At 42.8% G+C, this 23,564-nt stretch carries 20 protein-coding genes; 12 read left to right on the top strand and 8 right to left on the bottom strand.

Annotation, left to right across the window (positions count from 1 at the left end):
* The first annotated feature begins 649 nt into the window (after window positions 1-649).
* On the top strand, window positions 650-2,056 hold the full coding sequence (locus EAH55_RS30495) for a methyltransferase RsmF C-terminal domain-like protein (protein ID WP_244228409.1): 1,407 nt from the start codon (window positions 650-652) through the stop codon (window positions 2,054-2,056).
* Between the two features lie 246 nt (window positions 2,057-2,302).
* Here EAH55_RS30495 and EAH55_RS30500 read toward each other — a convergent pair whose 3' ends face one another.
* Window positions 2,303-2,986, bottom strand: a complete 684-nt coding sequence (locus EAH55_RS30500; RefSeq protein WP_114941751.1) for a porin family protein — start codon at window positions 2,984-2,986, stop codon at window positions 2,303-2,305.
* Between the two features lie 198 nt (window positions 2,987-3,184).
* Between EAH55_RS30500 and EAH55_RS30505 the strand changes: the two genes are divergently transcribed.
* Window positions 3,185-4,897, top strand: coding sequence for a glycoside hydrolase family 3 protein (locus tag EAH55_RS30505; protein WP_121813035.1), 1,713 nt, complete (start codon window positions 3,185-3,187; stop codon window positions 4,895-4,897).
* Window positions 4,898-4,948: 51 nt separating this feature from the next.
* Here EAH55_RS30505 and EAH55_RS30510 read toward each other — a convergent pair whose 3' ends face one another.
* Window positions 4,949-5,515, bottom strand: a complete 567-nt coding sequence (locus EAH55_RS30510) for a hypothetical protein (protein ID WP_121813036.1) — start codon at window positions 5,513-5,515, stop codon at window positions 4,949-4,951.
* 82 nt (window positions 5,516-5,597) lie between these two features.
* Between EAH55_RS30510 and EAH55_RS30515 the strand changes: the two genes are divergently transcribed.
* Together EAH55_RS30515 and EAH55_RS30520 are read left to right on the top strand one after the other, a co-directional pair.
* Entirely contained in the window at window positions 5,598-8,768 is a 3,171-nt protein-coding gene (locus tag EAH55_RS30515; protein ID WP_121813067.1) for an ATP-dependent DNA helicase, read from the top strand.
* A gap of 151 nt (window positions 8,769-8,919) precedes the next feature.
* On the top strand, window positions 8,920-10,266 hold the full coding sequence (locus tag EAH55_RS30520; RefSeq protein WP_121813037.1) for a M28 family peptidase: 1,347 nt from the start codon (window positions 8,920-8,922) through the stop codon (window positions 10,264-10,266).
* A 155-nt stretch (window positions 10,267-10,421) separates the two neighbouring features.
* Here the strand turns inward: EAH55_RS30520 and EAH55_RS30525 are convergent, their stop codons facing one another.
* Genes EAH55_RS30525 through EAH55_RS30535 form a run of 3 tightly spaced genes read right to left on the bottom strand, consistent with a single transcriptional unit; the run spans window position 10,422 to window position 12,331 of the window.
* The gene (locus tag EAH55_RS30525; protein WP_121813038.1) at window positions 10,422-11,222 is read right to left on the bottom strand and encodes an ABC transporter permease; all 801 of its coding nucleotides are present in this window, start codon (window positions 11,220-11,222) and stop codon (window positions 10,422-10,424) included.
* Window positions 11,223-11,225: 3 nt separating this feature from the next.
* Complete coding sequence (locus tag EAH55_RS30530) at window positions 11,226-12,125, bottom strand: ABC transporter ATP-binding protein (RefSeq protein ID WP_121813039.1); 900 nt, start codon at window positions 12,123-12,125, stop codon at window positions 11,226-11,228.
* Window positions 12,119-12,331 (bottom strand): hypothetical protein, encoded by a 213-nt coding sequence (locus EAH55_RS30535; protein ID WP_112575048.1) that lies wholly within the window; start codon window positions 12,329-12,331, stop codon window positions 12,119-12,121. The genes EAH55_RS30530 and EAH55_RS30535 overlap by 7 nt, the downstream gene beginning before the upstream one ends.
* A gap of 241 nt (window positions 12,332-12,572) precedes the next feature.
* Between EAH55_RS30535 and EAH55_RS30540 the strand changes: the two genes are divergently transcribed.
* From EAH55_RS30540 to EAH55_RS30570, 7 genes are all read left to right on the top strand, one after another.
* Window positions 12,573-13,628 carry a sensor histidine kinase gene (locus EAH55_RS30540; RefSeq protein ID WP_121813040.1) on the top strand — a complete coding sequence of 352 codons (1,056 nt, stop codon included), beginning with the start codon at window positions 12,573-12,575 and terminating at the stop codon, window positions 13,626-13,628.
* Window positions 13,629-13,646: 18 nt separating this feature from the next.
* A complete protein-coding gene (locus EAH55_RS31120) occupies window positions 13,647-14,981 on the top strand; it encodes a 3-keto-disaccharide hydrolase (RefSeq protein WP_162997119.1) in 1,335 nt (444 codons plus the stop codon).
* Between the two features lie 55 nt (window positions 14,982-15,036).
* The gene (locus EAH55_RS30550; protein WP_110586695.1) at window positions 15,037-15,774 is read left to right on the top strand and encodes a LytR/AlgR family response regulator transcription factor; all 738 of its coding nucleotides are present in this window, start codon (window positions 15,037-15,039) and stop codon (window positions 15,772-15,774) included.
* Window positions 15,775-16,043: 269 nt separating this feature from the next.
* Window positions 16,044-18,266: an ATP-binding protein gene (locus tag EAH55_RS30555; RefSeq protein WP_121813041.1), complete on the top strand. Its 2,223-nt coding sequence runs from the start codon at window positions 16,044-16,046 to the stop codon at window positions 18,264-18,266.
* A 2-nt stretch (window positions 18,267-18,268) separates the two neighbouring features.
* Entirely contained in the window at window positions 18,269-18,688 is a 420-nt protein-coding gene (locus tag EAH55_RS30560; protein ID WP_121813042.1) for a response regulator, read from the top strand.
* 4 nt (window positions 18,689-18,692) lie between these two features.
* Entirely contained in the window at window positions 18,693-19,049 is a 357-nt protein-coding gene (locus EAH55_RS30565; RefSeq protein ID WP_162997120.1) for a response regulator, read from the top strand.
* Between the two features lie 13 nt (window positions 19,050-19,062).
* Window positions 19,063-19,668, top strand: a complete 606-nt coding sequence (locus tag EAH55_RS30570; RefSeq protein ID WP_121813043.1) for a biliverdin-producing heme oxygenase — start codon at window positions 19,063-19,065, stop codon at window positions 19,666-19,668.
* 149 nt (window positions 19,669-19,817) lie between these two features.
* Here the strand turns inward: EAH55_RS30570 and EAH55_RS30575 are convergent, their stop codons facing one another.
* Together EAH55_RS30575 and frr are read right to left on the bottom strand one after the other, a co-directional pair.
* Window positions 19,818-21,578 (bottom strand): ABC transporter ATP-binding protein, encoded by a 1,761-nt coding sequence (locus EAH55_RS30575; protein WP_121813044.1) that lies wholly within the window; start codon window positions 21,576-21,578, stop codon window positions 19,818-19,820.
* Window positions 21,579-21,651: 73 nt separating this feature from the next.
* Entirely contained in the window at window positions 21,652-22,215 is a 564-nt protein-coding gene (gene frr, locus EAH55_RS30580) for a ribosome recycling factor (RefSeq protein WP_112575056.1), read from the bottom strand.
* A 151-nt stretch (window positions 22,216-22,366) separates the two neighbouring features.
* On the opposite strand from frr, the gene EAH55_RS30585 reads away from it, so the two are divergent.
* A complete protein-coding gene (locus EAH55_RS30585; protein ID WP_121813045.1) occupies window positions 22,367-22,756 on the top strand; it encodes a hypothetical protein in 390 nt (129 codons plus the stop codon).
* On the opposite strand, the gene EAH55_RS30590 is transcribed toward EAH55_RS30585, so the two are convergent.
* A complete protein-coding gene (locus tag EAH55_RS30590; RefSeq protein WP_121813046.1) occupies window positions 22,746-23,564 on the bottom strand; it encodes a sterol desaturase family protein in 819 nt (272 codons plus the stop codon). The two genes, EAH55_RS30585 and EAH55_RS30590, sit on opposite strands and share 11 nt — an antisense overlap.

Genomic DNA, 23,564 nt, shown 5'->3' on the forward strand with positions numbered 1-23,564 from the left:
CCCTATTATTAATTAATAGAATCTGTATTATTATATCTTTATACAGTTCGCTTGCTTTTTTTGTAACTCTTCAGCTTACTTTAACCTTAGTCTCCGCTCGCCTCCCGTTACGCTACATGATTTCCATTTCTTAAAAGAACTTTTTCGCCTCCCCATCTCAGTTCAGCTATATAATCTTTCGGTTTTTACACCGTTTTGATTTGTCAGTTTTTACGGCGAGAATCGCTCTCTTTCCGTTTTGATTCCAAAGGCCTAAAACCCTCATCCTCTTTCTTTTAGAAGCTTTTAAACTTCTCTCCCGCTTGGGGCTGCAAAGGTAACAACCTTTTTCTCTTTTCCAAAACTTTTTTTTCTTTTTGTTTTGGCCCCGCTCTCCTTCTCTCTTCCCCTCGTTTGCGGGCTGCAAAGGTGTGAATTATTTTTTGTTTTGGCAAGTAAAATTTTACTTTTTAAAACCTTTTTTATTCAACCCTAATCTTCAAAAAACAACACCTTTTTCTCAAAGGCGGTCACAAATGTACACAGAAAACCAGCTTCCAACCAAGACATATTTTCAAATAATCGACACGACTTTTGCAACTCACTGAAAATTAAGGTTAAATAAATGTGAAGTTACTGTTATAATTAGGTAAGGACGGTCATTTTCCTAATGCGTATATTTGAAATGAATATGAACGAGCTTAATTTTCCACCGCATTTCATCGCGTCATTAGGTGCAGAAAACGGTTTTGACGAAGAAAACTTTGTAAAAACGCACCAGTTTGAAGACGCTCCAACCTCTATCAGGGTGAATCCTTTTAAGCCATCAACCTTAAAAAGCACACAAAATGTACCCTGGTGTGCAAATGGATATTACCTGGAGAGCCGTCCGTCGTTCACTTTTGATCCGCTTTTTCATGCCGGGTGTTACTATGTACAGGAAGCATCGTCGATGTTTATTGATCATATTTTTAAAACGATCAACCAAAATAACGAGGACGAGATCAAAGTACTTGACCTTTGCGCCGCGCCCGGAGGTAAAAGCACACTCCTTAATTCGGCCCTGCAGCCTGCCGATTTGTTGGTAGCAAACGAGATCATCAAAACCCGCGTACCTATATTAACAGATAATTTGAACCGTTGGGGCACGGCCAATACTATTGTTACCAATAATGATCCCAAAGATTTCGGGAGGCTGAAAAGCTTTTTTGATATTATACTGGTCGACGCGCCATGTTCTGGCTCGGGGATGTTCCGCAAAGATCCCGACGCGATGAACGAATGGTCGGAAGGGAATGTGAACCTTTGCCACCAGCGACAGGAACGCATCCTCGCAGACATTTATCCGGCACTAAAAGAAGATGGCTATCTTATATATAGTACATGCTCCTACTCGCACCAGGAAAACGAAGATATCCTGGACTGGCTTTGTGCCGAGTTTGAACTGGAAAGCATTCGGATACCTGTTCATAATGACTGGGGAATTGTTGAAACCCAATCGCCGCAGAAAAAAGCCTGGGGCTATCGTTTCTATCCCGGCAAAGTAAAAGGCGAGGGTTTATTTGTTTCCTGTTTGCGTAAAAAAGAGCACAGTGGCGATCTGGCATCTTTTAAAAACAATACCCAGCAAAAGTTACCGGGCAAAGAGCTTGACCTGGTGCGCTCATATATTAATGCCCCGGATGATTTTTACTATTTTAAAGTGAACGACGACTGGATGGCTATTAACCGCGCACATAAAGAAAGCCTTAATATATTACAGCGACACCTTTATATTAAAAAATCGGGGGTAATTATTGGTAAGCTTGCAGGGAAAGACTTGATTCCGGATCATGAACTGGCGTTAAGCCTGATAGTGAATAAAGATGCCGTTCTGGAAACGCCACTTAATAAGGACCAGGCCATCCAATACCTGCGCCGGGATAATATAGATTTAACTACAACTGATAAGGGCTGGACATTGATGACTTACGAAGGACACCCGCTTGGCTGGGCCAAACTTTTGCCTAACCGCATTAATAATTATTATCCTAAAGAAATAAGGATCCTGTCGGCACACCCACCGAGAGAATGGTGATAAATTATATTTAACAGTTTTCAGCGTTAGGGATAGTAGCGGATACCGGCCAGTGATTAATGCCTGTGCAGTATGAGCGGATAGCCCGCCCGTCAGCTGACGGGAACGCCCATATGAGTATGCTGGCTCGCAATGCCGTAACATTAAAAATTCATGCAAAGGTTCAAATCAACGGGTTTATTCCCTTTGAACCTTTGCATGAATCAATTATTGGGAGATTTACTCCTGATTTAAATACCTAATTGCTTATTGAAATTTAAAGCCCAAACCAATTTGCCATACCTGGTTACGGTAGTTAGGCAGATTTTGATCGGCATAAGGACGGTTTTCGCCAAGGTCGATATTGTAACGGCCGCGGATCTCCACATTACGGTTAATATCAAAGCTCACTCCCACTACACCGGCCACGTAACTATGTTCGGCATCATTGTCGATATGATCAATACTCGTACCTACAGCGCTTTCATAAGTATTTTTGGTTGATGTTAAAAAGGTAAGCTGCGGACCAACCAACAGGTTAAAGCCCCTTACTACCCTAAACTTAGCCAGCAAGGGCACATCGATATAATTGGTACGTTGCGTAAATTTCCCGTCCCTATCATTTACCTCATAACCTTTTTGCGAAAACAATACTTCGGGCGCAAACGACAACGGGTAGATAATAGGCACGTCAAACGTTAAACCTGCGTGCCAGCCGGCAAGTGAGCTTGAACTGTAATTGCTGTTGTAAGCATCAACCGTGTTTGCAACATTTAAACCTACCGCAACACCTACCTTCGGCGTATAAAAATCATCATAACGGCGCTGTGGCTGCTGCCTTTCAACAACCCTGCGTGGCGGACGGCGGTGACGCGGGCCATAATAATATCCCTGCGCGCTAACTGTACCAACGGTAAAAAGGCACATCGCCAAAAAAAGTAATTTTTTCATCGTTTTTCTCTGTTTTAAATAAGTGACGGGAAAAGCCTCAGGCCGATTTATGCATGGGCCGCCATTAACTTCTCCCTGTATGTATGTTAATAAATTGATAGATTACTGAAAAACGTAAAGGTTTATTTGTGGTTTGTTTTTTGTAATAGTTGTAACATCATTTTCATCAAAAATTCAGAATAACGCTACATTTGACCTATGCAAGCTTCTAAAAACCTTTTTTTCTACCCCTTAATTATCATCTTCACATTTTTTACTGCCGATGCTTTCGCTCAAAAGGAGAGTTATATCCAATTACTGGGTAAGCAAAACCACTGGGTTGATTCGGTATATAATAAAATGAGCCGCAAACAACGGATAGCGCAATTACTGTTTGTAAGGGCGCATACCAATAAGGGGAAAGTTTATGAAGATTCGGTTGGACAGGTAATTAAAGAGCAGCAGTTAGGTGGTGTGGTTTTCTTTCAAGGCGGACCGGTGCGCCAGGCTAACCTTATTAATAAATACCAGAAACTGGCCAAAGTACCTTTAATTGTAACCATGGATGGCGAATGGGGACTGGGAATGCGTCTGGATTCTACCATATCATACCCATACCAAATGACGCTTGGCGCTATACAGGATAACAACCTGATTTACAAAATGGGTCAGCAGGTGGCTTATGATTTTAAACGCCTGGGCATGCAGATGAACCTCGGACCAGATATGGATGTGAACAACAATCCTAACAATCCGGTTATCAATTACCGCTCGTTTGGGGATAATATGTATAATGTAGCAAAAAAAGGGATTGCTTATTTTAAAGGGATGCAGGATGCAGGCTTGCTTACGTCGGCCAAGCATTTTCCAGGTCACGGCGACACCAATGTGGATTCCCACTTTGACTTACCGCTACTACCTTACAGTCGCGCAAGGTTAGATTCATTGGAGATGTACCCATTTCGGGAAGCTATCAACGCCGGTATTAGTGGTGTGATGATAGCGCACATGAATATACCTTCGTTAGATAACACGCCAAAACTCCCTTCTACCCTTTCGCGCCCTATTATCACCGGTATCTTGAAAGATTCGCTGAAGTTTAAAGGCCTGGTGATATCCGACGCGATGGAAATGAAAGGCGTTACCAAATATTTCCCAAATGGCGAAGCTGATGTAAGGGCTTTTATTGCGGGTAATGATATTATCGAGCTGTCTGAAAACTCTGACCGGGCCATTGGTTTGATCCGTAAGGCCGTAAGGCATGGTAGTGTTAGCGCGGCCGAATTTGAAGCCCGTATCAAAAAGATTTTAGTTGCTAAGTACTGGGCAGGACTTAATCAATACAAGCCAACCGCCCTCGCCAATTTAAGCCAGGATATCAACAGCGACGCCGCTAAAGCATTGGTGCAGCAATTAAGCGATGCCTCGGTAACCCGTTTAAAAAACAGCAATCCGGCATTTAATCCGTTTTTAAAAACGGCTATAGTAAGTATAGGTGTAAGTTCGCCAACGCTTTTCCAGATGGAGGTTGTAAAAAGCTTTCCGAACAGCCGCATATTTATAGTTAATAAAGATGCGCCCGCAATTGAAGTTACCAATATCCTTAACTGGCTTAAACAATACCAGCAGATTATTGTGGGCATACATGATACCCGCCTGCGCCCGCAAAGCAAACTTGATTACAGCAGCGAGGTAAAACTGATGATTGCCGATCTGGCTTCGAGAAAAAATACAGCATTCAGCGTATTTGCCAACGCTTATACCATAGCAGGTTTACCGGGTCTTGAAAAAGCGGGCAACTTAATTGTTTGCTACCAGATGTCGCCGGAGTTGCAACAGTCAGCGGCCAAAGTGCTAAGTGGTCGTTTAAAACCTACGGGTAAGCTGCCTGTGAGTGTGAATACGTTTTTTACGACGGGCATGGGGTTGTAGTTAGAGATTAGAGATTAGTTTTTTGCTAAACGCGATAACTAATCTCTTCAATCAAAAATTCTTTTCGGTCAGGATTTTCTTTCCTTTTAACCTGTCCAGGATGTATTTTGCTTCCGCTTCTTCTACATTTTCGCCAAAGCGAATTGTCTCCATCCCGTAGTCAAACGCAAAAGCCCCTTTCATAATTTTTTTGCGGTTAAAATTACCCCAATTATTAAGATACCCCATAATGATTGAGTCGTATTGTACCCTGAAACTTTTGCATTCGTTTAAGTCGTACACTTTTTCTCTGCTAAACCAATCACCTTTACGTTTAATCGCTAATGTACCTTTGCCCACTTCGATAATTTCTTTTCCAAAAAAATCCCAAAAAATACTTTTTAACACAACAATACCGCCAAAGGTCCACCCGCAAAGCCAAAACAGCAAAAATAGATCTTCGCCTTTGAGGCCAGGCCTTAAGAGTTCTGTAATCGCGGTTCTTTCGCCCCAAAACCATCCGCACAGCCAAACACAAAGAAATATTATGAAGAAGTATGATTTTTTTGCAGGAATGATGAGTTTAAAATAGTCAAAGTTATCTTCTGTTATTACCCGACCCTGATAAGGTATTTCCATGGTTTAATTCAATGGATTAAATATCAGATTTATTATGATGGCTGCAAATGCGCCCCAACCTTTTTTATCTTTACTAAATATTATGCAATCTACATTCAATAAATATAATAACAAGTTTCAAGAGGCGCTGGCCGGGCTAAACCCCGAGCAGTTAGCGGCAGTAAATAAAATGGATGGGCCTGTGCTTGTGGTAGCAGGCCCCGGTACGGGTAAAACCCAGATCCTGGCTGCCCGCATAGGTAAGATTTTGACTGATACCGATGCTTCGCCCAGCGAGATATTGTGCTTAACCTATACCGACGCCGGCGCGGTGGCCATGCGCAAACGCCTTTTTGAATTTATAGGCCCGGATGCCTACCGTATTAATATATATACTTTTCATGCTTTTTGTAATGAGATCATCCAGGAAAACCTGGAGTATTTTGGTAAGCTGAACCTGGAGTCGTTGTCGGATCTGGAATCGGCTATGCTTTTTCGTGAGCTGGTAGATGAGTTTCCGAACGATCACCTGCTGAAGCGCTTTACAGGTGATATTTATTACGATGTACCCCGCCTCAAAAGCCTGTTCAGCACCATGAAACGGGAGAACTGGGACGCCGCTATGATTGAGCGGGCGGTAGGCGAGTATTTGGAGGATATACCGAATCGTGAGGAGTTTATTTATAAACGCGCCAACGCTAAAGCAGGTATTAAGGTCGGAGATCCTAAACAAAAAGATATCGATGCGGCGCACGAGGTAATGAAAAAATTGCTGGCAGCCGTAGGCGAGTATCAAAATTATACCGAAAAGATGAAGACCCGCGGTCGCTATGATTATGACGACATGATCATTTGGGTGCTTCGTGCTTTCCGGGATAATGAGGAAATTTTGCGCCGTTACCAGGAGCGTTACCAATATATTTTGGTTGATGAATTTCAGGATACCAGCGGATCGCAAAACGAGCTACTGCGTTTCCTGCTTAATTATTGGGATACGCCAAACGTTTTTGTGGTGGGCGATGATGATCAGTCGATCTTTAAGTTTCAGGGTGCCAACATGAAAAACATCCTTGATTTCGCCAATGATTATGTAGACACCCTGCATACTGTGGTTTTGAAACACAACTACCGCTCCAACCAGCAGATCCTTGATATATCAAAAGCCCTTATCGATAATAACTTTGAGCGATTAACCAGTCAGCTTAAATTAGATAAGGCATTAAAATCGTCACATCCGCGCTTCAGCGAGCTGTTGGTTGATCCGGTGATCCGTGAGTATGAAAATCCGGACAAGGAACTGGTTGATGTATCCCTGCAGATCAAAAAGCTGGTGGAAACAGGTGTACCTCCGGGCGAAATAGCCGTGATCTATCGCAACCACAACCAGGTTGAGGAAATGATCAAATTCCTGGATGTGCAGAAAATTCAGGTAAACACCAAGCGCAAGATAGACGTACTTACCCAGCCCTTTGGCGAAAAGATCATCAACATATTGCGTTACCTGGCCATGGAACTCGACTCGCCATACAGCGGCGACGAACTGCTGTTTGAGATCATGCACTATGATTTCTTTAACATCCCTCCTATCGAAATTGCCAAGGCAAGTGTAGCAGTATTTAAAGAAAACTTTGGTACCCTGGCTTACAATCAGCCTAAAACATCTATTCGTCGTTATGTGAGCGAGATGAGACCGCCTGCGCAGCCCGACCTGTTTAAGCCAGATCAGCAGCAGGAGATGCGGTACCTTGTGAGCAATGTGGATTACCTGTTGAAAGAAGCTGTAAGTGTAACCCTGCAGCAGCTTTTTCAAAGCGTCATCTCCAAAATGGGCATCCTGAAATACATAATGCAACAGCAGGATAAGGGAAGCTACATGCAAATGCTTACCAGCTTTTTTGATTTCCTGAAGGATGAAAGCCGCAAAAGGCCAGATATCAGCCTGAATGACCTGATCCAGACCATTGAGATGATGAAGAAGCACCAAATCCGCCTGGAGCTCAACCAAAGCATCTTTTCTGAAAATGGCGTTAACTTCCTTACCGCCCACGGCTCCAAAGGCCTTGAATTTGAATACGTGTTTTTTATTGGTTGCGATAAACGTACATGGGATAGCAAAGGCCGTAACAGCGGGTTCAGCTACCCGGACACACTTACCCAATCGGCGTCAGATGATATTGCCCAGAAAGAGGAAGCCCGCCGCTTATTTTATGTAGCAGTAACCCGCGCCAAACAGCACCTGGTAATATCATATGCTGCCAAGGATAAAAAAGATAAAGACCAGGAAGCAAGCCAGTTTGTTGGCGAAATACTGGCCAGCACAAGTTTGCAAGTACAATATCCTAAGGTTGATGCTGGTGCGATGGTTGATTTTCAGGCAACCCAGTTCAGCGAAACCGATAAGCCTAAGGTTGAATTGCTGGACACAAACTACATTAACCAGCTACTGCAAAACTATACGCTATCGGTAACCCACCTGAGCAATTACCTGGATTGCCCTTTAAGGTTTTATTTTCAATGCCTTATCCGTGTACCGGCAGGTAAAAGTCCGTCGGCTACTTTTGGGCAGGCGGTGCACTGGGCGCTTAATAAAACATACAGGCAGTTAAAGGATAATGATAACGAGTTTTTGAGCACCGAAAACTTCATGCGCGAGTTCAGGTGGTACATGGCCCGCAACCGCGATTCATTTACTAAAGATGAGTTTAAGCTGCGCTCGGCCTACGGCGAAAAGATATTGCCGCCTTACTATGAACAAAACGTACCAAACTGGAATAAGATAGCGGTAACCGAGCGTTCTATAAAAAATATTGAAGTGGTTGGCGTGCCAATTAAAGGTAACCTGGATAAAATTGAATTTGATGGCAAACAAGCCACCGTTGTTGACTACAAAACAGGTAAGCCCAAAAATGCAAAAGATAAATTGTTGCGCCCAACCAACGATGCGCCAAACGGAGGCGATTACTGGAGGCAAGCGGTTTTTTATAAAATACTGATTGACCATGACCGCACCACCGACTGGCAGGTCATCAGCACCATTTTTGATTTTGTTGAACCGATAAACGATGGTGAATATTACCGCGAAAAATTTGTGATAACACCCGAAGATGTGGAAATAGTAACCGGCCAGATCAAGGATACGTACGAGCAGATCATGGCACATAACTTCAGCACCGGATGCGGCAAAAAAGAATGCGACTGGTGCCATTTTGTAAAAAGCAATTTTAAACAGGCCGACGAGATTTTAGGGATAGTTGCAGAGGAGGAAGGGGAATAAAAACCAATGTAGAGACGCATCACATGCGTCTCCCGTAGGACAAGCAATCGAAAATAAATAGTCTCCTGCAGGACGAGCAATCGAAAATAAATAGTTCAATAGACGCGTGTGATGCGTCTCTACAGAAAAAAGAACATCACCACTATACCATATGAAACACATCCTCCCATTCCTTCTCCTCATCCTAACCCTCCCGGCGACCGCGCAAACCATTGTAAAACAGGATGCGGGGATCAAGCAAATGGTTGATGAGGTATCGGCCAAAAACATTGAAGGTACCATCCGCAAACTGGTTAGCTTTAAAAGCAGGCATACGCTCAGCGATACTACCAGTAAAACCACCGGCAGCGGCGCCGCGCGCAACTGGATCAAGGCTGAAATGGAGAAATATGCTGCGGAATCCAACGGGAGGATGATCGTTCAGTTTGATACGTTTACCCAGCCTAAGGGCACACGGATTGACAAACCCATCAAACTCAAAAACGTACTGGCTATATTAAAAGGTACCGATGCCAATGATACCCGTGTGTACCTTGTATCCGGCCATTATGATTCGCGCATTAATGATGTGATGGATGCCAATGGTGTTGAGCCGGGAGCCAATGATGATGCCTCCGGCACCGCGCTTTCTATGGAGCTGGCCAGGGTAATGGCCAAACGGTCGTTTCCGGCTACCATTATTTTCATGACTGTGGTTGGCGAAGAGCAAGGCCTTTACGGATCGGCCAACGTTGCCAAACGCGCCAAAGCCGAAAACTGGAATGTGGATGCCATGCTGAATAATGATATTGTAGGCAATACCTATGGCATGGAAACCGACCTGAAGGATAACCGCAGTGTACGGGTTTTCAGTGATGGCGTGCCTACCGCGGCTACTGATAAACAAGTGGCGGCTTTAAAATCATTGGGGGGAGAAAATGACAGCCCGTCGAGGGAGTTGGCGAGGTACACCAAAGAAATTGGCGAACGCTATGTTGATCAGTTGGATGTGAAGCTTATTTATCGCCGCGACCGTTATCTGCGCGGTGGCGATCACCTGCCGTTTTTAGAGCAGGGCTTTACAGCTGTGAGGTTTACCGAAATGAACGAGAACTTTAACCGCCAGCACCAGAATATCCGTACCGAAAATGGTGTTGAATACGGCGATCTGCCCGACTTTGTAGATTTTAATTATGTACAAAAGGTGGCGCGTATGAATCTATCAGTATTGGCCAATCTTGCTTCGGCCCCTGCCGAGCCTCAAAACGTGGGCGTTATCACCAGCGATCTCACCAACAAAACTAAACTGAAATGGGACGCTCCGGCTACCGGAAAAAAGCCGGCCGGTTATTACGTGTTGATGCGTGAAACTATCAGCCCATATTGGGAAAAGAAGTTTTATGTAACAGATACTACTGCCACACTCAATTATTCAAAGGATAATTATTTTTTTGCGGTACAGTCGGTTGATGCGGAAGGGCATGAGAGTTTACCGGTGTTTCCTAAGCCAGTTAGATAGATTGAGAGAGATTAGAGGCTATAACGAAAAGATGTCATTGCGAGGTACGAAGCAATCGCATGCTATACAGAGCGGCTTTGCTTCTGCGCGGTTGCCACGCTTTGCAATGACATGGTTGTGTTTATCTCAGAAGTAAGCTACCTAATCACGAAAAGCTACTTCACGCTCTTACGCTGAACAATAAAATATCCGGTAATAAATACCACCAGGGCTATAGCCATGCTTACAAACACATCTTTAGTAAAAACGTCAATTTGTAATGAGTGAGCTGGATCACCGTGATTGTTTTTTAACATGCTGCTGATGGCGGCCATGGGATGAGCATACGGAAACAGGTAACTATATTCCCAGCCTTTTGTAGCTGCTACAACGCCGGCTATGGTACATATAAAACCTATTCCCATCGGTTTTAAAAAATCGGCCCAGAACAGGCTGAGCAAAAACTGGATAGAAAGAATGCCCAATGACGACAGAAATAGTTTGAAATAGATCTGCGCCAGTTCTTTTTCCATGTGAAAATCGTCGAACCGTAATTCCGGCTTTACTATACTGAGCAGGTTGCCAAAACCTATGGTAAACAACACAAACAAAGCAAGGCACATAAACACAAGGAAAACAGCGTAAAAAAACTTAGCCGCATAAACCGACCAGCGCGGGATTGGCAGGTTAAACAAAGTTTTCCAGGTATCGGCCCTGTGCTCAATACTGTTTACGGAGTATGCTATAAAGATGATGTACATCGGTAGCACCAACGAGCCCATAATGCCAAGGATGGCACCTGCAAACTGCAGCCAAAGCATCATTGGCGGCATTGATGTCAGTTTTTCGCTTTTAGTATAAAAGCCAACAAACAGCAAAACCCCTATCAGCAAAGGCAGCATTACGGAAGCCCAGAAGCCAAGCGTTTTACGGCTTTTGTAAAACTCCGAACGGAACGATAGTATAAATCCTTTCATGGTTTAGGCGTTTTGGGTAATATCTAAAAATAATTTTTCAAGATCTTTTTGTTGTTTACCAATGCTGTAAACGGTCTGGCCACCTTTGTTCAACAAGCTATTGATATCGCCCATTTGTTGTTTGGAGATGTAGGGTATCGTTAAATGATCGTCTGTTACTTCTGTAACATTAATATGATTACGGGTTAGCAGGTTGGCGGCATCAACTGTATTTTCCGCTTCAATACGCACCAGTGGTTTGCTGATGGCCTGTAAATCGGCTATGCTACCCTGAAAAAGCATCGCGCCATTGTTGATAATGCCCACGTGGGTTGCCATCCGCTCAATTTCGGCCAGCAGGTGGCTTGATATAAAAACGGTTTTGCCGTGTTGTGCAACTAATTTTTTCAGCAACTCGCGGATTTCAATGATCCCGTTCGGGTCGAGGCCATTGGTGGGCTCATCTAAAATTAACAATTTAGGATCGGCTAGCAGCGCTAAGGCGATACCAAGGCGTTGTTTCATCCCTAATGAATATTGCCCGGCTTTTTTATTGGCAGCATGAGTTAGCTGCACCAGGTCAAGCATGTCTTCAACGCGCTGAGCAGGCACCTGTAATAATAAGGCCCTGTTCAATAAATTTTCTCTCCCGGTTAAATGCTGATATAAAGCAGGCTGCTCAATAAGCGAACCTATTTTTGAAAGTATATTGATGCGGTTTGTTTTGATATCCTGCTCAAAGATGTTGATGTTACCTGCATCGGGTTTAAGCAGGTTGAGCAGTAATTTGATGGTAGTGGTTTTCCCGGCGCCATTGGGCCCGAGAAAACCATATATGCTTCCTTCCGGAACTTGCAGCGCCAGCGACTTAACTACCTGCTGCTTACCAAAGGTGAAGGAAAGCCCTTCGGTACTAATTACCATATATTATTGTTTTTTGCTACTGAGCAAACGGTTTTAACCATTACAAAACCTTTATGAAACAATGAGGTAGCATGTACTGCTGTGCGGCCAATTATTGCTGTTTCCTTTTTTTGCTCGAACTGGTAAGTTACACCCAAAATAAGGGCAAACATTACCGGGATCAATAACATGATAAAAGGATTTGAATTTTTGATAAGCGTTTTCATTGTGAGTGGTGATTTTATACAACAAAGGAATATCAAAAAAATAACCTGCTAAAATCATTTAGACCAACTCACTTTGTTTATAGATGAACGGTTTTCTATACCTTTTAACCGGTTCATCGATAATAAAAGCCAGTTCATCGAAAAAAAGGGGGGCTACATATAAATAACCGGCCGATATCATTATCAAAATATTAAATTAGATGCCATACCCATAAACAAAAAGAGGATTTAAAAACCGCGAATGGAGGCTTCATTACCATTACCAAAACCCAGAACCGGCATTAAAACTGCCTGGATAATTTTTTGGCACCTGTTTTTCTGGACGGCCATCATATCCTTTTTTGTTTTCCTGGCCCGATTAAACGATGCGCAGCTTAGCAGCAAGGAACTACTGGTGATATTTTTACTGTACCCCGCTATCAATATCAGTCTGTTTTATCTTAATTACCTTATTTATATACCTAATTTTCTCAATAAAAAGCAATATTGGAAATACGCCGCAGTTGTACTTGCAAGTATTGTAATTTATGGCATAGGTAAATACGGAGTAGGGCTTTTATTTAAGGATATTGTATTAGTACATCAAAAAGGCCATGTAACCGGCTTTGCTACTTATTTCTACAGCAGCATATTTACCAGCCTTATATTTGTGTTTTTGAGCACGGCATTAAAATTCAGTACCGACTGGTTTCTGAATGAACGGATCCAGCGCGATTTGGAAAACCAGCGACTGATTGCCGAACTTGCTTTTCTGAAATCGCAGATCAACCCGCATTTTCTGTTCAACTCTTTAAATAGTATTTACTCACTGGCCTATCAGCGTTCAGAAACCACCCCGGAGGCCATTTTAAAGCTTTCGGAAATTATGCGTTATATGCTCTATGAGTGTAACGACAACAAGGTTGATTTGAGTAAAGAGCTTCAGTACCTGCAAAACTATATCGACCTGCAAAAGATCCGCTTTGGCAGCAAGGCTTTTATTGATTTTAAGGTTGATGGCAACATTACCGATCAGAAAATAGAACCGCTGTTGCTGATTGCCTTTATTGAAAACGCTTTTAAACACGGCGTTGCCAATGATATTAACTCGCCAATTAAACTGCTTATCAACGTAGCCGATGGCAAACTTCATTTCTACATTCAAAACAAAAAACACAACAATAACCGCGACGCGGTGGGCGGGATTGGTTTAATAAATGTACAACGACGGCTCGATTTGCTTTATCCTGACAGGTATTCCTTAAAAATCAGAGATGAAGAATATACCTACACTTGCGAATTATCAATAGATTTATAGTTATAACCCATTATAACCATGACCTATCTGAAAAAATTGCTCCCAGTACTGTTTTTAGCGATATCGGCCATTCCCGCAGCGGCACAAACCGACCCAAAGGCAACTGAAGTTTGGGATCCCGAACCTAAAGTGATTTTACCGGGCGTTGGCAACAAGCCACCATCTGATGCTATTGTTTTATTCGACGGCAAAAACCTGGATAAATGGACCGATCAGAAAGGCAATAAGCCGGGCTGGATAGTAAAGGATGGCATTGTAACAGTAAAGCCGGGTAGCGGCTCCATCATCACCAAACAAAACTTTGCTGATTGCCAGTTGCATATTGAATGGCGTACACCGGCCGTTGTAAAAGGCGAAGGCCAGGAACGGGGCAACAGCGGTGTAATTATGCAAAGCAGATATGAACTGCAAATCCTTGATAGTTATAAAAACCGTACCTACTCAAACGGGCAAGCGGGTTCTATATATAAACAATACGTGCCGCAGGTAAACGCTTCGCTTAAGCCTGGCGAGTGGCAAAAGTATGATATCATTTATACCGCCCCACGCTTTAATATCGACAGCTCGGTTAAAACGCCTGCCTATATTACAGTACTTCACAATGGCGTATTGGTTCAAAACCACGTAGCTATAAAAGGTACGGTGGCACATGTGGGCCAGCCAAAATATCAAAAACATCCCTTCGCGTTACCGCTTTTGTTACAGGAGCACGAGTTCCCGGTGTCGTTCCGCAATATCTGGATCAGGGAGCTTGGCGTTCAAAAGCTGTTGAACGGTAAGGATAAAAAAGGCTGGTATACTTACCTGGATACTTTGGGCAAGGACAATGATGTGCATAATAATTTTGCTATTGAAAACGGCATGGTGCATGTTATGGGTAAATACTTTGGTTACCTGGCCACCCAAAAATCGTACGATAATTATTACCTGAAAGTGGTATTTAAATGGGGGACCAAACAATACCATCCGCGCGAAAAGGGTGCCCGTGACGCGGGTATTTTATACCATTTTGGCGAAGAGGATAAAGATGTGGTATGGCCACGATCAATAGAATGCCAGATACAGGAGGGTGATTGCGGCGATATCTGGTGCGTACAGCACACCAGCGTTGTTACACCAAATAAGTCGGCCATTGAGTGGGACCAGCAACGCGTTTACCGAACCGCCAATTTTGAGAACCCGCGAGGTGAATGGAACACCATCGAGATTATTTGTAACGGCAACCAGATTGAGCATTATGTTAACGGGCATTTGGTAAACTGGGGAGTAGCCTCTTTATCTCATGGCCGCATCCTTTTACAATCTGAAGGGGCCGAAATCTGGTATAAATCTGTTGAATTGACGCCGTTGTAACAAAAACAGCACACTAAAAAATTTAGAATAACCATTATTACATTATTTTTACGCTATGATCAGATGTTTGGTAGTTGACGATGAGCCTTTGGCGCTGCATATTTTGGAAGATTATATATCCAAAATGCCTTTTTTGCAATTGGTTAAAGCCACAACCAACCCTATCGAAGCACTTACCATGGTGCAGGCCGCCGAGGCTGACCTGGTATTTTTAGATGTGCAGATGCCTGAACTTACCGGCATCCAGTTCTTGAAAATCGCCAACGGCAAAGCCAAGGTCATTTTAACCACGGCTTATCCGCAATACGCGCTTGAAGGCTATGAGCTTGATGTGGTTGATTATCTGCTGAAGCCTATCGCGTTTGATCGTTTTTTTAAATCGGTACAAAAAGCTCAAAGTATTATCCAACCGGTGCAGGCCAAACCACAACAGGTGGTTGTACAGGCCGAACCTGTACAGCAGGATGATTTCTCGACGGATTTCATCTTTGTAAAAACCGAGCATAAAATTCAGAAGGTTTATCTTCATGATATTATGTTTATTGAGGGCTTAAAAGACTATATCAGCATTTTCACCTCTGCCGAGCGGATCATTACCCTGCAGGGCATGAAGAAGATGGAAGACGCCCTGCCCGAGAAACATTTTGTACGGGTGCATAAATCATACATCGTTGCCCTCAATAAAATAGACAGTATTGAAAGAAGCCGCATCCAGATAGGCGACAAGATCATCCCCGTAGGCGATACTTATCGCGACGAGTTTTTTAGGATGATTGAGAATAAGAATATTTAGGGGTTAAATTTTCGCGATAAGTCCGAATACTTAATTAATATGTCATTGCGAGCGAAGCGTGGCAATCTCGTAGCCAATGCATATCCGCCCTGTATAGCTACGAGATTGCCACGTCGCCCCAGTGCTTTTACCGCTCCTGCTCCTCGCAATGACATGATTTATTTATTCTTCAAATAATCCCCTCCTTACAACTTGCCTATTTAAAAAATATATTTCATAGAAGTGTATTTTTTGTATTTTACGCGGTCATTTATCCTATAAAACACACTATGAGTTACCAGGTAGACCTGACCAATTGCGACAGAGAACCCATCCACATCCCCGGAAAAATTCAATCGCACGGTTTTTTGATCGCTGTAAACAGCAAGTCGTACAACATTTCCTATATCAGCCAAAATATTGAAAGCTATACCGGTGTCAATGCCACCGGGTTATTAGGTAAAAATATTACTGAGCTTGAAGAGCAATTAGCTATAGCGAGCGATACCGCATCATTACAGCAGTTGTTAAACCTGGCAAAAGGCTCAAAAAGTTCTGACACCATCAACCCATTGGCTATTGATGTAAAGGGTAGTAATTACAACCTTATCATCAGCCATTCGGTAAATGACCTGGTGCTGGAGTTTGAGCCAACCAAATCAGATCTTGGTTATGATATTCAGAAAACCATTGGTCGTTCGGTAGCCGAGATTTTGAGCGGTAAAAACTTATCCATACTGCTGCAAAACGCGGCATTCGAAATAAAAAAGATCATTAATTACGACAGGGTGATGATCTATAAATTTAATGAAGACGGCCATGGCGAGGTTACTGCCGAAGTAAAGAACGATGATCTGGAACCATTTTTAGGTTTACATTACCCGGCATCGGATATCCCCAAACAGGCCCGCGAGCTTTATAAGATCAATCTTACCCGTATCATAGCCGATGTAAATTCAGACAGCTCGGCTATTATTACTTACGAGGAAGGGGCAGCACCGCTTGATCTTACCCACTCGGTATTAAGGGCTGTATCGCCTATCCATATCCAGTATTTGAAAAACATGGGCGTAGGGTCGAGCTTTAGTATCTCGCTTATCGCCCATGGAGAACTTTGGGGGCTTATCGCCTGTCATAATTATTCGCCAAGGTTTATCGACTATAAATCGCGCGATGCATCTAAACTGATAGGCCAGATCCTCTCGTCGGCATTGGAGTACCGGCAGGACGAAGAAGATTCGGCAAAACTTCATGAACTGGGCGAGGCTGCCACCACCCTTGCGGATTATATTAAAAAAGATACTGATTTCACTTTCGCCTTAACCCGCAATAAAGTCACGATAAAAGATGTTACTACCGCCACAGGTGCGGCATTGATTTATGACGGTGAAATAAACACCATTGGCCAAACACCTACACAAGATCAAATTGCCGATATAGTTGAATGGCTTAGGGTAAATATGGTGGATACCATTTACAGCACGTACCGTTTCCCTGAAATATTCCCGGCGGCAAAAGAATACAGCGATGTTGCCAGCGGCATTTTATCTTGCAGCCTGTCGCGTGAGCTTGGCGAAATGATCATCTGGTTTAAACCAGAACAGGTAAAATCTATCACATGGGCGGGCAATCCCGAAAAACCGGTTGAGGAAACCGCCGATGGTCTGTTACAACTTTCGCCGCGAAAATCATTTGACAGCTGGACTCAAATTGTTAAAAACACGTCCGAAAAGTGGAAACATGACGAGATCACCGCGGTTTTAAAAGTACGGGAAGATGTTATTTATGCCATCAACCGCAAAGCCAATGAAATCAGGATTCTGAATGAGCGCCTGCAATTGGCCTATGACGAGCTGGATACTTTTAGCTATACCATATCGCATGATCTGCGCACCCCGCTTTCGTCCATAAAAAACTACTCGGAGCTGCTGTTGGCCAGTAACAAAAGTCTGGATGAGCAGGCTAAGAAAATGCTCGACAGGATCATTAAGGGTACGGATAAAATGCACATGCTCATTAAAGAGATCCTGCATTATTCGCGCGTGGGCCGTGCCGAAATTGAGGCAGCGCCAATTGACATGGGCCTGTTACTAAATGAAATTAAAAGGGAGGTACTATCGGCCCTTAATCCCGAAAATATTGAATTTATCATTGGCGAAACACCATCCATTCAAGGCGACAGCGTGATGATAACCCAGGTTTTTACTAACCTGATTAACAATGCTGTTAAATACTCTTCAAAATCAACACCATCAAAAGTTAAGGTTGAGGGGATAGTCAGGAACAGCGAGATCGTTTATTCGGTATCTGATAATGGCGTTGGTATCGACGTAAATTATTATAACCGTGTATTTGAACTATTTAAACGCATGGATAACGCTCTGGAATTTGAGGGCACGGGCGTTGGCCTTGCCATTGTAAAACGCATTGTTGAAAAACACAAAGCGCGTATTTGGTTTGAGAGCAAGTTAGGATTTGGCACGGTTTTTTATATATCTTTTAAAATTAGTTAGTTGTGAGTTCGCCCGATATATTATATGTTGAAGATGACGAGGATTTTGCATTCATAATGCAGCATGCCGTACAAGAAGTGAAAGACGGACTTACCGTTAAGATCATTGACAATGGGAAAGATGCGCTTGAGCAGTTAAAACAGCTTACCGAAGCAAGGGTAAAACCGAAACTTATACTGCTTGATCTTAATTTACCCGGACTATCAGGACTCGACCTGGTAAAGCGTATTCGTGAAATCCCGTTTTTAAAATATACGCCGGTTGTATTTTTTTCTACATCCGATAATCCAAAAGATGTTAAAGCATCGCTTGAATTTGGCGCCAATGCCTATTTAACCAAGCCTGCCGGCTATTTAAACGTGGTGAACTGCGTTGAATCACTGTACAATTTTTGGTTCACTAAAAACCTGAATGTCAATTAAAACGTTGAAAAAAATATTAGTTATTGAAGATGATGCCGATATAGCCGACATCATGGGAATTGCCTTGTGCGACAAATATGAAGTTGAGGTAAAACGCGACGGCTACGAAGTTGTAGCACAAATTGAACGTTTTGCGCCGGATTTGATTTTACTTGATAACTATATAGGACAACGGCAGGCCCGGGAAATCATCAAAGAGATCCGTGAGGTTGATGACCACAGAACTATACCCTTTGTATTATTTTCAGGCCATGAAAACATTATTCAACTGGCTGAAAATCTAAACGCTACATCTTACCTGGCTAAACCCTTTGCACTTGACGATCTTTATAAGTGCATTGATAATATTTTAGCGGCGTAAAAACGCATACCTTATGCTTCATGAAAAAATAAAACAAGCTACAGCGCATCTGCATGATCAGCTTGAACAAAAAATGTTTGTGGGTGAGATCATGGATGGCTCGCTTACCTTTGAACAATACCAAACCATACTAACGGTAAACTACGCCACGCACCTTGCAGTAGAAGACTTTTTATTTGACGGTCTCAGCGATGAATTCCGTCAAAAACTGGATATCGGAAACAGGGTAAAACTACCTTCTCTTCTCCGCGATTTGGAGGAGATCAACTCAGCAACAGGCAGTTCTCCTAAAAACACTCCTGATTTTATTGATCTCAGCAGCCATGCAGCAATCCTTGGTGCAATGTATGTATTGGAGGGGGCAACACTTGGAGGAAATGTGATCGTAAAACGGCTTAAAACTAATGAGCATTTGTTCCCATACAATCTGAACTATCATTATTACCAGGTGTATGGAGATCAGCTTGGTTTAAAATGGAAACAATTTTTGGAAGTGCTCAACGCGCTACCTGAAACTGAACACGAAGCCGCGATACAAAATGCAGTAAGCCTATTTGAGTACATGGCAAATACCAAAGTAGCAACTACTACGGTAACGCTTGTGCCGCCGGAGGTATAAAAAATATTCCCCCCCGTCATTGCGCGGAACGAAGCAATCGCGAACTATACAGAGCGGCTCTGCGCATCTGGGATTGCTTCGTTCCGCGCAATGACGAGGTTAAACAAGAAAGGCGATGCTGAAGCATCGCCTTTCTTGTTTAGGATATCTTAATCCAGCGCATCCGCTGTATCCTTCTCTCCTATCTGTTGACGCCACATGGCGTAGTACAAACCTTTTTGGGCAATCAGATCGGCATGTTTACCACCTTCAATAATGCGGCCCTTCTCCAGTACATAAATACTATCGGCATGCATAATAGTTGATAAACGGTGGGCTATCAGGATGGTAATATGATTTTCCTTTTCGGATACGTTACGGATAGTTTCTGTGATCTCCTCTTCGGTGATAGAATCAAGTGATGAGGTAGCTTCGTCAAATACCAGGATATCCGGCCGGCGTAATAACGCGCGGGCAATAGAAAGACGCTGCTTTTCGCCACCCGAAACTTTTACACCTCCTTCGCCAATTACCGTACTTAAACCTTTATCGGCACGGGCCAACAAGGTTTGACAGGCGGCACGCTGTAGTACATCCATACATTCCTCATCAGTAGCACCGGGGCGCACAAACTGCAGGTTTTCGCGGATGGTGCCTGAAAATAACTGTGTATCCTGGGTTACAAAACCAATTTTTTCGCGAAGCTGATCAAGGTCAATTTCTTTACTTAATGTGCCGTTATACAAAATATCCCCCTGCAAAGGTTGATACAAGCCTACCAATAATTTCACCAGCGTTGTTTTACCTGAACCCGATGGGCCTACAAACGCAATCGTTTCGCCCGAATTGGTTTCAAAACTAATATGATTAAGCGCGTTACGGTTTGCGGTCAGGTGTTTAAAGCTAACATCGTTAAAAGTTAAAGTATTCACCTTTTCAAGCAATACCGGCTTTTCCGGTTTTTTATCAATTGGGATGCTCAAGATCCTGTTGAAGTTACCAAGGGAAACTTCGGCCTCACGCCAGGAAAGGATCACGTTACCCAACTCCTGCAACGGATTAAATAAAAAGAATGAGTAAAATAAAAAGCTGAAATATTGGCCCGGTGAAATAGTTCCTTTAAAGATTAGCATTAACAAAACCACCACCATTACGCTGCGCACAAAGTTTACGGTAGTACCTTGCACAAAGCTCATGCTGCGTACATACTTCACTTTCTTTAGTTCCAGGTCGAGGATTTTATAGGTGGTATTGTTTAACCGGGCTATTTCCTGTTTGGCCAAACCTAAACTTTTCACCAACTCGATATTCCTTAATGATTCGGTTGTTGAACCTGCAAGGGCAGTTGTTTCGGCTACGATGGTCTTCTGGATTTTTTTGATCCTGCGGCTCATAGCCATACTCACAAATGTGATGATAGGTATTGCCGCGAAATACACCAGCGTAACTTTATAGCTTACGCTTACCGAGTAAACAATTACAAATACCATCCCGATGAGCGATACAAACAGGATGCTGATAAAAGAGGTGATAAACTTTTCGCAATCCAGGCGTACCTTTTGCAGTATACCCAGGGTTTCGCCACTACGCTGGTCTTCAAATACCTGGTATGGTAGTTCGAGCGAATGTTTTAAACCATCGGCATACATTTCGGCACCTACCTTTTGGGTGATGATATTGGTAAAATAATCCTGAAAGTTTTTTGCTATACGAGATACCATAGCAACACCGATGGCCGCCCCTACAAGCAACAATACTTTGTTCAAATATTCGTCATAGTGGAGAGATGTGCGTTGCTCAATAACACGGTCAACAATACGACCTGTTATCCATGGATCCAACAGCGAAAAGCCTATATTCATTGCCGCCAGGAATAGTGCAAATACTACAATCCAGCGGTGTTTTTTTAAGTAAGAGATTAATACATTCATGTTTCAACAGCAAACATAAAAAAAGGGAATGGCTAAGTAGCTCATTCCCTTTTAATTTGACACAAGGTTAATATTAAACCGTCATGATATCTTTCTCTTTAGCTTCTGAAAGTTGATCAACTTTAGCGATGTAAGCATCGGTAAGTTTTTGAACTTCAGCTTCGCCTGTTTTTATTTCGTCTTCAGAAACACCTTCTGATTTTAATTTCTTGATCTTTTCGTTAGCATCTTTACGGATGTTACGAACAGCTACTTTACCGGTTTCAGCTTCGGCTTTTGCTTTCTTAACCAGGTCACGACGGCGCTCTTCGGTAAGTGGTGGTACATTGATACGGATTATGATACCGTCGTTTTGTGGGTTAACACCTAAGTTGGCTTCTTTGATGGCCTTTTCGATAGGGTTTAACAATGATTTTTCCCATGGCTGAACAACAATGGTACGGGCATCAGGGGTGTTAACGCTGCCTATCTGGCTTAATGGTGTTGGGGTACCATAGTAATCAACCCTGATATCGTCAAGTAATGAAGGGCTTGCCTTACCTGCACGTATTTTATTTAATTCGCTATCTGCATGGTCAATGGCTTTATCCATTAAAGCCTTTGCATCGTTCACTTGTTTTTTAATGAGTTCGCTCATCGGTTTTTAAATTTTCAACAAAAATAACAAAATCTATCAGTTTACGGCTTTGGTATTTGGGTTCAATTAAAAAGCATTTAACAATAAATAACATTATTTAACATTTATATATTATTAAACGATGGGTATATTAGTATAAAATATTGTCGCCATGAAAAAAAACTTACTCCTTGTCACTATCATAGCCTGTGCAGGCCAGCTCAAAGCACAAAGCCTCAATAAGGTGCCTAACAACAATAACGCTTTCGATAAATTTTTTAACCTGAAACCTTTAAAGGCAGATAGCAACCTATCTAAATTAATCCCTGTACTTCCGCAAAAAGGGCTTTTAAATAATAACAGCACTTTGTTAAATACCCGTGAGCTTATTGCTGATGAAACCGTTTACAGTCGTATGCCGGTTGTTAAAACCTATCCGCAGGACAATATGCCGATTGTTAAAACAGACGAGCCGGGCGTAAAATATCATATGCTGATTAAAAGGATAGATATTGTTAATCCAGACACAGTTAGGATTAGGAAAGAAAAAGTTACTCCGTAGCCAGCCCGTCAGGTAATAAAGCAATGCCTTCCTTACCCTTCGCTTTTTTCCTTTTCTCTACTATTTGATCAAAACTCTTTTCGTAATCGGGGTGGTTGGTGCCCATCAGTCTGTCCCAGATATTGAAATACAGGCCGTAATTACACTTCACCAGGCGATGATGCATATTATGGTGGGTTGAGGTATTATGCCATTTAAACAACCTGTGCGTAGTAAAGCCTTGGGAAAAAAGTTCATACCCCAAATGCCCGGTTACGTTTAGCAATAACGAATACAATGAAAATATAGTAAGCGCTGTGCCATGATAGGGAATAGTAAAGGCAATAAGTGGCACTATACCTATTTCTACAACAGCCTCCAGCGGGTGGAAAGCATAAGCGGCAAAGGGTGTTGGATTGGTAGATAAATGGTGCGTTTTGTGCATCAGCTTAAACAAGGGCTTCCAATGCATAGCGCGATGGGTCCAGTAAAAATAGGTGTCATGCATCAGGATCATCAGCCCGATGCTCAAAAAATAATAAGCATATCCTTTATCGCTGATGTTTGGATAGATCCTTGTTAAACGTAGTTTACTGGCATAGATCACCAGCATGATCACCGCGCCAAATATCAGTATCGTAAAAAATGAATAAATTATTTCACGAAGGATGTGCTTGTTTTCGGGATAGCGCTGCTGAATCTTCGCATACCAATATGCCCTTTTGCGCCACACATAAAAAAACAGATAAAACGCACCTGCAAATACAAGATAGCGTCCGGCTATTGAAAGCAGAACCCGCGAAATATCTATTATCTTATCGATGGACAT

The sequence above is a fragment of the Mucilaginibacter kameinonensis genome (genome assembly GCF_003675385.1).
GTDB classification, from domain to species: domain Bacteria; phylum Bacteroidota; class Bacteroidia; order Sphingobacteriales; family Sphingobacteriaceae; genus Mucilaginibacter; species Mucilaginibacter kameinonensis.